The following is a 12787-nucleotide window of genomic DNA, read 5'->3' as shown; positions in this document are numbered from 1 at the left end:
TGACGCAGGGTTATTCTCACAAATGGACCATCTCTGCGAGTTCTGCGAGACCCCTCGGGGTGATCACGTTTCTGCAGGTCGCCATTCGCAGAAGTCCTCTCAGAACTCGGGTGTTCTGCGAGACACTTCTGACACACTGATCGCGTGTGTCCTGTGACAGCGAACCTTGACCGATTGCCACTGAACCTTGACCGCCCCGGTCAGGGTGTTTCGTCTTCCATGGAGTTGGGGTTCGCGCAGAGAGCGAGTTCGGCGTCGCAAAGCGGATGCTGCGCCAGAGGCAGCCCTTCGAGCAGGTGGTCCGTGTCCGATCTTGTGGAGCGGATGAAGCGTGCTCCGCAGGCGGCGCAGGAGATGACCGCGCGTTGACCAGGTTCGACGATGAACGGGCCGGACTACCGGAAGGGAGGCAGCCAAATGCGCATGCCCAACTGTCGGTAGGTTTCAGCGTCGTCCCGGATCGTCCACCAGTTCCGCCGGGTGAACTGCAGGGTGGTCGACTGGCCGGGGTGGCGCTTGCCCAGGGCCGCGCAAATCTCCGCCAGGTCGGGCGGGAACGCCAGGACGCCGGTCACGTCGAACGCCTCGTAGACGACGAGCGTGTACCAGTCAACGCCGGGGATGCTCCGCACGGGGTGCTCGTTCGGCCAACTGCCGAGAGGGTTGGCGAGGTACTTGACCTGGACGAACTCGCCGTCGGCCGATACCAAGTCGTAGTTCGCCTGCACGCGGGATTCGGCGAGCCGGCCTCCCCACAGGGCCAAGATTAGATGCTCGGCGACCTCGGCCAGAGGGTCCCGGTTCGATTGGCCGAGCCCCATGGTCTCCAGCAGCTCTTGCCGCGCCATCCGGTAGGAGGCCAGGGCGCTCAACAGCCCGGGTGCGGCAGCGCCATTCGGCGCAGGATGAGGCTCGTGATCGGTCACCCCACCACGATTGCGCACCGGGCCGAAACTTGGCCAGCGGCTCGGCTGGGCAAGCCAAGGCGCCGACAACGGCGAACTGCGACTCGACGGCTGGGAGAGGCGCCCAGACAACGGCATCGCCGTACGCCAACGCGACAACCGCCACCTGCTTCCCCACCACCTGTCAAGATCAGGTTGCAGAAACCTAGCTAGTGCCGCGTCAGGCAACGTTTGCGACGCTGGTCGTTGACCCTGAGCCGGCGGTAGGTGACGCGGCACCGATGAGAAATGGCGCCGGCAGTCGTCTGAATACGGTCCGGTGAAAACGCGCTGCGCGCATCAAGGGAGAGCAACGAGATGAGACCACTTCGATACTCGATCAACGTCACGCTCGACGGCTGCTGCCATCACGAGGCAGGGCTCCCCCCGGACGAGGAGTCGATGCGCTACTGGACCGCTGAGATGGAGCGAGCCGGTGCCCTGCTATTCGGCCGGGTGACCTACGAGATGATGGAGTCGGCGTGGCGGAAGCCGGCGACGGGCACGTGGCCTGACTGGATGGGTGAGTGGCAGATCCCGTTCGCCGAGACCATCGACCGGGCGAAGAAGTACGTCGTGTCGAGCACGCTGAGCGGGGTCGATTGGAATGCCGACCTGGTGCGAGGCGACTTGGGGCAAGCGGTTCAGCGGCTCAAGCAGGAGTCAGGCGAGGGCCTGTGGGTGGGTGGCGTGACGCTCCCCCTGGCGTTGGCAGATCTGGGACTGATCGACGAGTACGAGTTCCTTGTTCAGCCGGTCCTTGCCGGACACGGGCCGACGTTGCTCGCCGGTCTGCGCGAGCGCATCCAGCTCGAGCTCGTGGACTGCCATGAGTTCCGGTCGGGGGCGGTAGCCCTGCGATACCGGCCCACGCGAGTTACAGCTTGACGTGTTTTGTCCTGGCGCGTTGGCCGCTGCCTCGCGACGGAACGACGGCTCGGGGTCGCGTTGCCCCGCGCTGGCCGTGCCCCCGAACGGCGGACATATCGACGGGGAACATCGCCCCGAGGTGCCGGGAGCGGACAGGGCAAACGTTGCCTGACGTGGCACTAGTAGACCGTCGCAGCTAATTTTTGGGATAGAGGTGGCGCAGTTTGATGCGTGCGTCGTGGGTGGTGAACTGCCAGTCGACCTGACGTTGGTCGGTGTTGGTGGCGTTCTGCCAGGCTGAGAGTTCGGTGTTGAGGTTGTCGAGGTTGCTGATCCGGCGGTCGAGGCATTGCCGGGTCAGCGCGGAGAGTTCGATCTCGGCGATGTTGAGCCATGACCCGTGTTTGGGCGTGTGGTGGATCTCGAGGCGTTGGGCCAGGGCGAAGGCCTCTTCTGGTTCGAATGCCTCGTACAGTGAGGCGATGCCGTGGGTGTTGAGGTTGTCCATCACCAGCACCACGGCCTTGGCGTCGGGGTAGTCCACGCTCAGTAACTGTTTGACCTGGCCGGCCCAGTCGATCCGGGTCCGCTGGGACAGTGCCTGGACTCGACGCCATCCGCGCAGGGGTTCGGCCCACACGAAGATTGAGCACGTGCCGCGGCGGATGTACTCGCTGTCCTGGCAGGCGTCGTGACCAGGGCGGGCCGGGAGCGGGTCGCGGGCATGGTCGAGGAGTTGGTAGGGCTTCTCGTCCATGCACACCACGGGACGTGCCGGATCGTAGGGCCGGGCATAGACGGCCAGCACGTCTTCCATCCGGGCCGCGAACTCCGCGTTCGCTCGTGGCGGGATGGTCCAGCACTTTCTCAGGTGAGGACGCAGTTCCGTTTTTAAGACCCGCCCGATGGTGGAGTGGTCCAGGTCGGGGATGTCCTCGACCAGCGCGACGTGCTTCTCCAGCAGCCGCAGCGACCACCGGGTATAGCCCTGGGGTGGTTGTGAGCACGCCATCGCGATCAGCCGGGCTTCGACCTCACCGGTCACCGGCGAGGGCACCGGCGGGAGGTCGCGCTTCTTCCGAGCAATCGTGGCGTGCACATCGCCACCGGTCTCGGTGAAACGCTTGGCGACCAGCCGCAACGTCTCACCGGAGACGCCGAGCCGGGCCGCGATCACCTCCTTGGTGTCCACCTCACCCACCGAGCTGTCCAGCGCAAGCAGCACCCGCGCACGCATGATCATCGAGGCTCCACGAACACCTGTCGTGGTCACCCGGACCAGATCCTCACGATCCTGCGCGGTCAAACTGACCGGCCGCTTCTTCTGCGAACCCATGACAACAGTCCTATCTGGCAAAGGGGAAGGAATCTGCCAGACACCAACCTCCCAGTCAGGTGCACCATAACTAAGCGGCGACACGCTACTAGCGTCGGTCAAGATCGCTTAGCAAATGGTCGCGGTCGGCTATCGAAGGACACCCGCTCCGGATGGGGGCCCGCGCTCGACCCCTTCCGACCTGCGGTGATCAAACTTCAGTGTCGCAAACTGGCGTCGGTCAAGATTCAGTGGCAATCGGTCAAGGTTCGCTGTCACAGGACAGCGTGGATCTGGCGCCCAATCAAGCCGCAGTGTCGGCGTACGGGCTCTGGTGCAGAGGTGCGTACGGGTTGATCTGCAGAGGTAAACCGGCGTGTCGGGGTGGGGTCTGGCGTGCTGAGAGGAGTCTGGCGCTGACCGTATGAAGCGTCGAGGAGGGCCTGCCGGATGTTGCTGGAACCGGAGCGGTGGCTGGAACTGCGGCGTTTCCGGGCTCTGCATGAGGCGGGTGCGAGCATCTCGGAGATTGCCCGGGAGACTGGCCTGAACTGGCGGACGGTCAAGAAGTACCTGGAGAGCGACGGGCCTCCTGAGCCTCCGGCTCCGGCGCCGCGGTCGGATCTGGGCAACCAGGTGATCAAGCCGTGGGCGCATGTGATCGATGCCTGGCTGCGGGCCGAGGTGCTGCTGAAGGCCGCGGTGATCCATGAGCGTCTCGTCGAGCAGTATGACTTCCCGCACCACTACCAGCGCGTCAAGATGTATGTGCAGCAGGCCCGCCCCAGGATTGCGGAGGAGCTCGGATACACCCCGCGCGAGCTGGCCCGGCTGCACCGCCGCTTCGAAGTGGTGCCCGGCGCCCAGGCCCAGGTCGACTGGGGCGATGAGGGCGGCATCCTGGCCCATGTCGGGATCCCGAAGGTCTACTCCTTCCACATGGTCCTGTCTTATTCTCGGGATCCGTTCTGCTGCTTCACCACCAGCCAGAACCTGGCGGCGTTCTGGGAGTGCCACCGCCGGGCGTTCGCGCACTACGGCGGGGTGCCCGGGGTGATCGTCTACGACCGGACCAAGACCGTGGTCCGCCGTCATGTCGCACCCGGCGAGGCGGTCCCCTTGCATCCGGAGGCCGTCGCGTTCGCCGGGCACTACGACTTCGACATCGACGTACTGGCCGCCTACCGGCCCACCGGCAAGGGCCGGGTCGAGCGTCAGGTGACCATCGTCCGTGATCATGTGCTGGCCGGCCGGGCCTTCTCGGGCCTGGACGATCTGGACGGGGCGTTCATGGCCTGGGTCCCCCAGCGCCGGGCCCGCACCCACCGCACCCACGGCGAAGTGATCGGCGTGCGGGCCGGGCGGGATCATGCCGCGCTGCGGCCGGTGCCCGCTCGCCCCTACGTTGTCGCCGACCGGTTTCTGCGGCACGTGGCCAAGGACTGCCTGGTCGCTTTCGACGCCAACTTGTACTCGGTGCCCGCCGTCAAGGTCCGCCACCGGCAGTTGGTCGAGGTCAGGGCGTCGGCGGCCACGGTCGCACTGCATTCCACGGTGCCCGACGCGCAGGGCATCACGCTGCTGGCTGTCCACCCACGCGCGGTCGGCCGCGGCGCCCGCATCGTGGACGAGGCCCACTGGCAGTGCCTGCCCGACGGACATACCCGCGCCACCACCACCGATCCCGGCACCCCCGCAGCCAGGCCGGCCCGCACGGACACCGAGCCCGGCGGGCTTGTCTCCCTGCTGACCCGGGCCCGGGCCGCACAAGTCCACGTCGGCACCCGGCCGCTGGCGCTCTACGACCAGATCACCGGCACTCGCCCCTTCACCCCCGCCCCCATCGACCCCAAGGACATGCGTTGAGCGAGCTGGTCACCGCCCGGATCCGCACCACCGCCACCAAGCTCGGCCTGCCTCACCTGACCCAGTCGCTGGCCGAGTACGTCGGCCGGGCCGATGCCAGTCAGATGGCCTACCTCGACTTCCTCGACCTCGTCCTGGAAGAAGAACTCGCCGTCCATGAAGAGCGCCGCTTCCGTCATGCCCTGCGGCTTTCCCGGCTGCCGCACTACAAGACGATCGAGGAGTACGACTTCTCCTACCAGCCCGAACTCGACCCCAGGAAGGTCAAGGACCTGGCCACCCTCGCGTTCGTCGAGGCCAAGGCCAACGTTGCTCTGCTGGGCCCGCCGGGAGTAGGGAAAACACACCTCGCGGTCGCCCTGGCGGTCGCCGCCTGCCGGGCCGGCTACACGATCTACTTCACCACCCTCGACGACATGGTCCGCCAGCTCAAAGCCGCCGACTCCATCGGCCGCCTGGCCAGCAAACTCCGCACCTACCTGCGGCCAGGCGTCCTCGTGGTCGACGAGGTTGGATACCTCCCGCTGGAGCGTGACGAGGCGAACCTCGTCTTCCAGATGCTCTCCAAGCGCTACGAAAAGGGCTCCACCTTGCTGACATCGAACAAAAGTTTCAGCGAGTGGGGGCAGGTCTTCGGCGACGACGTCCTGGCCACCGCCATCATTGACCGCCTCCTCCACCACTGCGAGATCCTCGCGATCAACGGCGCCAGCTACCGGCTGAAGAACCGCCTCACCGCCATCGAAGGCGGCGTTACCGCCGTCAGCTGACACGGTCTCAAGCTCTGCGCATCAGCCCGTACATACCTCTGCACTACAGCCCGTACGCCGACACGCAGCTGCGGTAGAACGAAACGACTGCCCGAAGTGCGAGGTGCCCGGCGGGAGCCCGTGCCGCACGCGCGGCGGGAAGACCGCCTCGAAGTACCACACCCCGCGCTTCGTTCTCATTGCCGCGCTGCGCGAGGAACTCGAAGTGCCCGTGCCCGCCGACCGTGGACCCGGACGGCCGTGGAAGGAAGGACCGGCGCCCGCCGCCGTGCCCGCCCAACGCGGCAGCAAGCCCATCCGCATCGGCTACGCAAGGACGTCGACCGCGAGGCAGGAACTGGCGAGCCAGCTCGAAGCCCTCGCCGCGGCCGACTGCCACAAGATCTACTCCGAGCAGATCAGCACCCGGATCAAGGTGCGGCCCGAGCTCGAGGCCGCGCTCAAGCTGGCCCGCGAGTTCAAGGAGGCCGCCCCGGACACCCCGGTCATCTTCACCGTCCTCGAGCTCAAGCGCCTGGCCCGCAACGCGGCCGAACTGATGACGCTGTCGACCGAGCTGCAGGCCGCCGGCATCCAGCTCGAACTCCTCACCGGCCCGCTCACCGGGATCTACGACCCCAATGGCATGGGCGCGATGTTCTTCGCCGTGCTCGCCGTCGCCGGGCAGATCGAGCGCAACTACATCCGGGAGAAGACCCTCGAAGGCCAGGTCACCGCCGCGAAGAAGGGCAACCACAGCGGACGACCCAAGGTCATCGACGACGACATGCTCACCTTCGCCCAGGCGCTGAAGGACAAGGGCGTCCCCGTCCCCGACATCGCGAAGAAGCTCACCATCAAGACCGGCAAAAACGCGGGCACGAGCCCATCGGTCGCCTCGCTGTACCGCGCCTTGGCCCAAGCCGAGCAGGAGACGGAGGCGGCCTCGTGAGCGCAGGAGCGGAAGCCCACCTCACAGGTCGTCAAAAGATTTGACGGCTACGCCGGTTTTCTGTTCCGTTCCTACTCGGCCCCCGTGAGCCCCGTGAGTTCGCGAAAACTGAAGGGTTCTCGGTAGGAACCCACGGGTCCGACAGCCGATTCTCAGGCGAGGAGGCCCGGGTTCACGACGAACCCGGGGTGCGGGACCGCTTACAAGGGTCGGTAGGTGCCGTAGTTCCCGGCAAGGGAGTTCGTGGCGGCTTCGGCGACATCGGATCGGGGGCTGGAGACGCATGAGGTGAGGAAGTCGTGCGCTCGCTGCCCCGGCCAGCCGGCCGCGGCAACAGCGGGCCAGAAGTAGATCCCATCCTGTGGGGACCTAGTTTCGATGAAGTCGAGGACGTCGGTCACGGTTTCCTGATCCAGGGCAAGCCGGAGCATGGCCACGGCCTGCAACGCTCCACCCACAAGAGTCTCGTTACCGGTACTCATGCACCAGCGAATCGCCTCAGTGTGGGAGTGCTCCATGTAGCTCAGCCGGACAATGGCGTCGCCCCCGGCAGTGTGAACCGCATGGAGAGCGTCGCGCTGAAGGACGAGATCTCGCAGGTAGGGAAGGTCGGACGGGGAGCCGCAAGTACCGAGCGCCATCGTTATCTGGTACTGGGTTTCCCAGGTCCGCGAATCCCTCACCTCATTCTTCAGGGCTTCGAGCAGGGCAGGACCGGCATCTGAGTCGCCCAGTTTTCGAAGTCGCTTCGCGGCCGAGCGGCGCTTGGCGGAACTCCGGTCTTGAAGCTGGCGGATCGCTTCAACGGCGTCGAGAGCCACGGTCTCTCCTACTGGATACGGACGTCACTGGACTTTATTCGGCCTCTCTGACAGTTCCGCCGGCGGCTCACCAGGCGAGGCCAGAAGCAGCTGACGGGCCGAGTCGGCGTAACGCATCGCGGTCTTCTCATCGAGTCCGAACACCTCGGCAAGGTGGAGTGGATCGGGCCCGTGGGTCAGGGCCTCTTCGAGTTGCCGGTCAACCCGGAGCCGCTCCAGTGTCGCGTCCTGCCCGCGCATCGCGGCGCTGATCCAGTGGTTGCTGGCGCGGCTGGTCTTGGTAGCAGTCTGGTTGTTGATCAGTAGGTGGAGGTTCGCGGTGTTCGGCCACCGGCGGCGCCGGTGCTCCAGCCAGTCCAGCAGCAGCTTCCGGGTGAGATCGTCAAGTGGTCGAACACGTCCGGTGATGGTCAGCCGGTGGTTGCCGAGGTCGACGTCGTCGAGCATGAGGGTGGCGATCTGGGCGACCCGGGCGGCGTGGACCGCTGCGAGGGCGAGGATGAGCCGCGTCGCCGGGGTGGTGGCCGCCGCGACGGAGCGGTCGACCTGCTCGGGACGAGCGGTTGCAGCACGGCGTACTCGTATTGCCCGACCTTGATCCGGCTGGTGGGGTTGCGGAAGATCAGCCCGTTCCGCTTGGCCCAGGTGAACAGTGAGCGCAGGGCGACGAGTTGGTCGTGGCGCTGGTGGCCGTGCAGTGTCCTGATGTAGGTGAGGACGTCGTCGCGGGTCACTTCCCGCAGGTGGTCGTAGAGGTTCGACCATTCCAGTAGGGCCGGGCGGACTCGGTTGAGGTAGAGCCAGACCGTGCCTTCCCGTCGCGGGAGGCTGCGGGGGCCGCCGTCGCGCAGGACGCGGGTCCAGCGCTCGGCCTCCGAGCGGATGCCGGGTGCGAGACCTTCCAGCCTCTCGGCGAGCCAGCGTTCGAAGGAGGGTTCGCTGTCGTCCTCGAAGATCCCCATCTCGTCCAGGACCGTGACGGTGTGGCCGACCGGCAGGTCCAGGGCCCGCAGCAGGGCGAAGATCTCCGTGTGCCGGATGACGTCGCCCTCGACGTAGCCGGTGAGGACGAGGGTCAGGGCGCGGTTGACTGCGAAGCGGATGTTGCGGCCCCAGCCGCGGGTCTCGGCGAGCCGGTGGGGCGAGGTACTTTGCCCAGGCCAGCCACGGGCTGGCCAGGTCGGCGTCGGCCAGGGCGAGCCGGCTGTAGTCACGGGGGATCTGTGCGAACAGCGGTAGCTGCCGCCAGCCGGGATCCGGGCGCCAGGCCGGTGCAGGAGGCGGCTTGCGCGGGGCTCCCCGCCGTCCTCCGCGCGTCCGAGCCGCGGGGGTCGGTCTCCTGCGGTAGTGCATTCCGACGAAGAACAGTTGGTGATGCCGGACGGCGGCGAGCCGGTCCCGCACGTCCGTCTCGTCGGTGGGCTGGCCGACGACGGCCTTCGTACTGAGGCGGGCCTGGCACCAGCACAGGCGGCAGTAGTTCCACTTCAGCGGCTGGACGCGCCGGCAGCCAGTGCATGCGGCCGCGTCGTGGCCGCGGCCGAACATGTAGCAGGTGGAGCAGAGGCGGCCGCTGAAGTTTCCCCAGGCCAGGCAGCTGTCGCAGGAGTCGGTGGGCTTGACGTAGCCCTTCGGGAACCGTGCCACCGGATCACTTCGGCGGCAGCGACCGGCCGTCCCGGCGCTTGGGGATCACCTTCGGCGCGGCGGGTCCCGCGCCGACCGCGGTTCGTTCCGTCTCCTCTGCCTGGCCAGGGCGGCGGACCTTTTGCGGTTCGGGGATCAGCAGGTCTCCGATCTCGCAGCCGAGGACCACGCAGATGACGTCCAGGTCCTCCAGCTTGAGCGAGACCGGCTGACCGGACCACAGCCCAGACATCTTGCCGGCCGAGATCACCAGGCCGTGCTCGGCCAGGCTCCGCTGGAGCTCGGACGCCTTCCAGATACCCTTGTTCGCGGCGGTCAGCCGCAGGTTCCACCTCATCGGGCCAGTCCTTCCAGCCGCTTCGCGGCCCGTTCCATCCCGGCGACCCAGGCGTCCTCGACCCGGGTCTGCTGCACGTGGATATACCGCATGGTCGTAGCGATCCAGGAATGTCCGAGAACCTCCTGGATTGCGAGCAAATCCAGGCCGTTTCCGTAGAGTTGGGACGCGCAGAAATGCCGCAGGACGTGCGGTGTCAACCTGTCCGTCCAGCTCGGCAGATGAGCCGCGACCGCGTTGTCGAGCCCGTTGCGCAGGGCGTCATCGCCGACCCGGCGGGCGGAGCCGTCGGTGTTCTTGCGCTCGGAGGGAAACAACGGGGCACCCGGGCGAGTGTGATCGTCGTCGAACTGGCCCCACACGTCCTCGATGAACCACCGCAGTGTCCGGTCGGCACCATTGATCAGCGGAACCATCCGCTCGCGGGGCCCCGAGCCGCGGGCCCCCTTGCCGTGGCGGACGTGGAGCTTGCCGAAGCGGCCCAGGTCCCACTTGATGTCGTCCAGGTCGAGCCCACACGCCTCGCTCACCCGCAGGCCGACCTGGGACATCACCTTCGAGGCGGTGTAGTTCCGGGCGGTCGGAGCGAACTTCCGGCAGGTGGCCAGCTCGCCGCCCCAGCCGGTGAACAACGTCCCGATCTCCGGCTCACTCGGCGGGATCCGCAGCTGGGCGTCTCTGGCCCCGCGCGGCCGGTTCATCTCGTCGATCGGGCACTCGACCACCCGGCCGGTCATCCGATGGATTTCGACCTTGTGCCGCAGCTCCAAGAACATGAAATACGTGCTCAACGCCTGCGACCGGCCCGGCCGGGTGCCGCTGGGCGAGTGCCGCAACACCTTCCCGAAGTACACGTCCGCGTCAGCGGGCTCCATGTCCCACAAGGGCCGGCCGAACCAGGTCCTGATCTGATCCAGGTGACCGACGTCCCCGCGGATGGTGCCGTCCGCCAGCCCTGCTGAGGCCCGTCCCAGGACAAACCCGGACAGCACATCGGTCTCGAACCGCTCCAGCTCCCCAGCCGACGCGGGCGCCCAGTGCTCACGCAGGTCCCGTACAACTGTCAGCGCCGCCAACCCGAGCCTCCTCACCTTCGACCCGACTGCGAATCGGTCGGACGAGATGAGAACGCTTCAAGAATCCCGAAGTTACGTCACAAGCCAGCAGAGCACACGAAGGAGGAAGAACCACCTGGCCACGGGCCCAGGGACTCAGCGGGGCTCAGGGGAACTCACGGGATGTCGCACAACCACGACAAACCCCTCTCAGGTGTTTCGGCCTTGCCGGATTTCGTCACCGTCTTGACTGGTGACGAATCTCGTCATGCAGTCAGTTACCCGCCAAGGCGGTGATGAAGAGTATGGGGCTTCCCGGTCGGTATGCGAGGCTGGATCCCGCGCGAACGGATGCGGACAGAAGGGTGATGACCATGAGCGACGTCGAGGAGAGGGCGCTGCTGGCGGGCGGCTGCTTCTGGGGCATGCAGGAGCTGATCCGGTCGCTTCCCGGGGTGGTGCGCACCCGGGTGGGCTACAGCGGCGACGACGACACGCCCCACCCCACTTACCGCGACCACGGAAAGCACGCGGAGTCGATCGAGATCGTCTTCGACCCCACGGCCACCGACTACCGCACGATCCTGGAGTACTTCTTCCAGATCCACGACCCGACCACGAAGAACCGACAGGGCAACGACGTGGGCCTCAGCTACCGCTCCGCCGTCTTCTACCTCGACGACGAGCAGCGGCGTATCGCTGAGGACGCCATCGCCGACGTCGAGGCGTCCGGGCTGTGGCCGGGGCCGGTGGTGACCGAGGTGGTGCCGGCCGGCGCGTTCTGGGAGGCCGAGCCGGATCACCAGGACTACCTCCAGCGCTACCCGGACGGCTATACCTGCCACTTCCCGCGCCCGAACTGGCGGCTGCCCAAGCGCGCCGAGTCCTGAACACCGGCGCGGCGGTGAAGGACACCGCCCTTCACGGCCGCGCGTCCGAGGCCCGGCGCACACATGTCACCGGCCCGAGCCGTCGGCAGAGCGCGAACCGGTCGGCCGTACGCCGCCTTTGCCGCGCCGTCAATACCCCGTCGCCCTCTTTCGCCCACGGGTCCCGCATGATGATGCCGGCCAGGGCAGCCGCGCAGCCCGAGAGCAGCGTCTTCCCCTTCTCCGCCCTCGCCATCCGGGCGTCACCCGCCACGCCGGACTCGGAACGCGATCGGCGTCGCCGGTTCCGCGGTCAGTTCGGTTGTAAGGGCGTTGAGGGCGGTCATGTTCCCGCCGTGCCCGTTGACGATCAGGATGCGTGAGAAGCCGGCCCGGATCACGGAGCGGCAGATGTCGCACCGCAGCACGTGCAGGGTGGGCAGGCTGAGTGTGAGGGTGCTGCCGAAGGCCATGTGGCGCTCCGACAGACCCGACGGGCCCGAAGGCGTCCATCACCGCATCGGTGTGCTCCGAGGCCGGCACCACCGACCGCCGGCACACCTCCGCGGCCGGGAAGTCGTCCACTCCCGTGGGCAGGTGAGGATCAATCCATGCAGAGCCGGGCGGCCAAGGCGCTCAACACGCTGCGCGCGGTGGCGCTCGTGTCCGATGGGTGGGAGGGGCCCGGGGATGTAGATGCACAGCTTCCGCAAAAGCCTCAGGGCCTCGCGGCCGACTGAGCCCCGCATCCGTCGTGACCGTGCGACGCCCAGGTCAGGGGGTCAGCGCAGGGTCACGGTGGGCCCGGTCTTCTTGCGGGCGCGGTAGGCGGCAGCCTTGATCTTGTTGCCGCAGGACTCCATGCCGCACCACTGCCGCCGCATGCCCCGGGAACGGTCGATGTAGACGCGTGTGCACTCGGGGTTGCCGCACTCCTTCAACAGGGGGACGTCCGGGCCGCTGAGCAGCTCGACCGCCTGCCGGACGACGGTGGCCAAGGCCTGCTCGGGGGTCGCCTCGGTGTGCCGGCCCGCCAGGGTGAGCTGCGGCGTCACCGGGGTCTTGCGCGCGGCGCCGTTGAGTACGGCGAGCGCTTCCCGGTCGAACCCCTCACCGAGACGGCGATTGGTGATGAGCTGGTAGACGGCCTCGCGCACCCTGGTCGCCTCGCGGACGTCGTCCTCCTCGCCGGGCGTGATCGTGTCCACGAGTCCGGACTCCAGATACCAGGCGTTCAGCCGCTCCGGCGTCACGAACATCTCGAACCGGGTCGAACGCCGGGCGCGGAGGGTGGCCGCGAAATCGAGGGCCGGGTGCCCGCATACGAAGACATGGTCAAGATTCACATCACCACCTTGACAG

14 protein-coding genes and 1 pseudogene are annotated in these 12787 nt (G+C 67.1%); 6 read left to right on the top strand and 9 right to left on the bottom strand.

The window, feature by feature from the left end; genetic code table 11:
* Window positions 1-395 precede the first annotated feature (395 nt).
* Entirely contained in the window at window positions 396-926 is a 531-nt protein-coding gene (locus OG395_RS12735; RefSeq protein WP_327243005.1) for a hypothetical protein, read from the bottom strand.
* 336 nt (window positions 927-1262) lie between these two features.
* Here OG395_RS12735 and OG395_RS12730 point away from each other — a divergent pair, with 336 nt between their 5' ends.
* On the top strand, window positions 1263-1832 hold the full coding sequence (locus tag OG395_RS12730) for a dihydrofolate reductase family protein (protein ID WP_103542595.1): 570 nt from the start codon (window positions 1263-1265) through the stop codon (window positions 1830-1832).
* Window positions 1833-2010: 178 nt separating this feature from the next.
* On the opposite strand, the gene OG395_RS12725 is transcribed toward OG395_RS12730, so the two are convergent.
* On the bottom strand, window positions 2011-3150 hold the full coding sequence (locus OG395_RS12725) for an IS630 family transposase (protein ID WP_327243004.1): 1140 nt from the start codon (window positions 3148-3150) through the stop codon (window positions 2011-2013).
* Between the two features lie 429 nt (window positions 3151-3579).
* On the opposite strand from OG395_RS12725, the gene istA reads away from it, so the two are divergent.
* From istA to OG395_RS12710, 4 genes and pseudogenes are all read left to right on the top strand, one after another.
* Window positions 3580-4995 carry an IS21 family transposase gene (gene istA / locus OG395_RS12720; RefSeq protein ID WP_327242964.1) on the top strand — a complete coding sequence of 472 codons (1416 nt, stop codon included), beginning with the start codon at window positions 3580-3582 and terminating at the stop codon, window positions 4993-4995.
* Complete coding sequence (gene istB, locus OG395_RS12715; RefSeq protein WP_327242966.1) at window positions 4992-5765, top strand: IS21-like element helper ATPase IstB; 774 nt, start codon at window positions 4992-4994, stop codon at window positions 5763-5765. The genes istA and istB overlap by 4 nt, the downstream gene beginning before the upstream one ends.
* A gap of 70 nt (window positions 5766-5835) precedes the next feature.
* Window positions 5836-5964: pseudogene (locus OG395_RS58300) on the top strand (zinc finger domain-containing protein); the annotation flags it as partial.
* Between the two features lie 6 nt (window positions 5965-5970).
* Window positions 5971-6696: a recombinase family protein gene (locus OG395_RS12710; RefSeq protein WP_442818753.1), complete on the top strand. Its 726-nt coding sequence runs from the start codon at window positions 5971-5973 to the stop codon at window positions 6694-6696.
* A 200-nt stretch (window positions 6697-6896) separates the two neighbouring features.
* On the opposite strand, the gene OG395_RS12705 is transcribed toward OG395_RS12710, so the two are convergent.
* The 5 genes from OG395_RS12705 to OG395_RS12685 all read right to left on the bottom strand — a co-directional run bounded on the left by OG395_RS12705 (window position 6897) and on the right by OG395_RS12685 (window position 10577).
* Window positions 6897-7517 (bottom strand): HEAT repeat domain-containing protein, encoded by a 621-nt coding sequence (locus tag OG395_RS12705; protein WP_327243002.1) that lies wholly within the window; start codon window positions 7515-7517, stop codon window positions 6897-6899.
* Window positions 7518-7541: 24 nt separating this feature from the next.
* A complete protein-coding gene (locus OG395_RS12700; RefSeq protein ID WP_327243001.1) occupies window positions 7542-7964 on the bottom strand; it encodes a hypothetical protein in 423 nt (140 codons plus the stop codon).
* The gene (locus tag OG395_RS12695) at window positions 7928-8731 is read right to left on the bottom strand and encodes a hypothetical protein (RefSeq protein ID WP_327243000.1); all 804 of its coding nucleotides are present in this window, start codon (window positions 8729-8731) and stop codon (window positions 7928-7930) included. Before OG395_RS12695 ends, OG395_RS12700 begins: the two co-directional genes overlap by 37 nt.
* A gap of 437 nt (window positions 8732-9168) precedes the next feature.
* Complete coding sequence (locus OG395_RS12690; RefSeq protein ID WP_327242999.1) at window positions 9169-9501, bottom strand: helix-turn-helix domain-containing protein; 333 nt, start codon at window positions 9499-9501, stop codon at window positions 9169-9171.
* Window positions 9498-10577, bottom strand: a complete 1080-nt coding sequence (locus tag OG395_RS12685) for a tyrosine-type recombinase/integrase (protein ID WP_327242998.1) — start codon at window positions 10575-10577, stop codon at window positions 9498-9500. The genes OG395_RS12690 and OG395_RS12685 overlap by 4 nt, the downstream gene beginning before the upstream one ends.
* A gap of 353 nt (window positions 10578-10930) precedes the next feature.
* Here OG395_RS12685 and msrA point away from each other — a divergent pair, with 353 nt between their 5' ends.
* A complete protein-coding gene (gene msrA, locus OG395_RS12680) occupies window positions 10931-11446 on the top strand; it encodes a peptide-methionine (S)-S-oxide reductase MsrA (RefSeq protein WP_327242997.1) in 516 nt (171 codons plus the stop codon).
* A gap of 242 nt (window positions 11447-11688) precedes the next feature.
* Here msrA and OG395_RS12675 read toward each other — a convergent pair whose 3' ends face one another.
* Complete coding sequence (locus OG395_RS12675) at window positions 11689-11898, bottom strand: creatininase family protein (RefSeq protein ID WP_327242996.1); 210 nt, start codon at window positions 11896-11898, stop codon at window positions 11689-11691.
* A 309-nt stretch (window positions 11899-12207) separates the two neighbouring features.
* Window positions 12208-12771 carry a CGNR zinc finger domain-containing protein gene (locus OG395_RS12670; protein WP_327242995.1) on the bottom strand — a complete coding sequence of 188 codons (564 nt, stop codon included), beginning with the start codon at window positions 12769-12771 and terminating at the stop codon, window positions 12208-12210.
* Window positions 12772-12787: the final 16 nt, after the last annotated feature.

The sequence above is a fragment of the Streptomyces sp. NBC_01320 genome (assembly GCF_035974375.1).
Classification (GTDB): Bacteria; Actinomycetota; Actinomycetes; order Streptomycetales; family Streptomycetaceae; genus Streptomyces; species Streptomyces yanii.
The sequence above is the reverse complement of the archived record's forward strand: the minus strand, read 5'-3'. Positions and strand labels throughout refer to the sequence as shown.

Coding starts and splice junctions, on each gene's coding strand:
- OG395_RS12730 (WP_103542595.1), top strand. CDS start 1,263: ATGAGACCACTTCGATACTCGATCAACGTCACGCTCGACGGCTGCTGC.
- OG395_RS12725 (WP_327243004.1), bottom strand. CDS start 3,150: ATGGGTTCGCAGAAGAAGCGGCCGGTCAGTTTGACCGCGCAGGATCGT.
- istA (WP_327242964.1), top strand. CDS start 3,580: ATGTTGCTGGAACCGGAGCGGTGGCTGGAACTGCGGCGTTTCCGGGCT.
- OG395_RS12700 (WP_327243001.1), bottom strand. CDS start 7,964: ATGCTCGACGACGTCGACCTCGGCAACCACCGGCTGACCATCACCGGA.
- OG395_RS12690 (WP_327242999.1), bottom strand. CDS start 9,501: ATGAGGTGGAACCTGCGGCTGACCGCCGCGAACAAGGGTATCTGGAAG.
- msrA (WP_327242997.1), top strand. CDS start 10,931: ATGAGCGACGTCGAGGAGAGGGCGCTGCTGGCGGGCGGCTGCTTCTGG.
- OG395_RS12675 (WP_327242996.1), bottom strand. CDS start 11,898: ATGGCCTTCGGCAGCACCCTCACACTCAGCCTGCCCACCCTGCACGTG.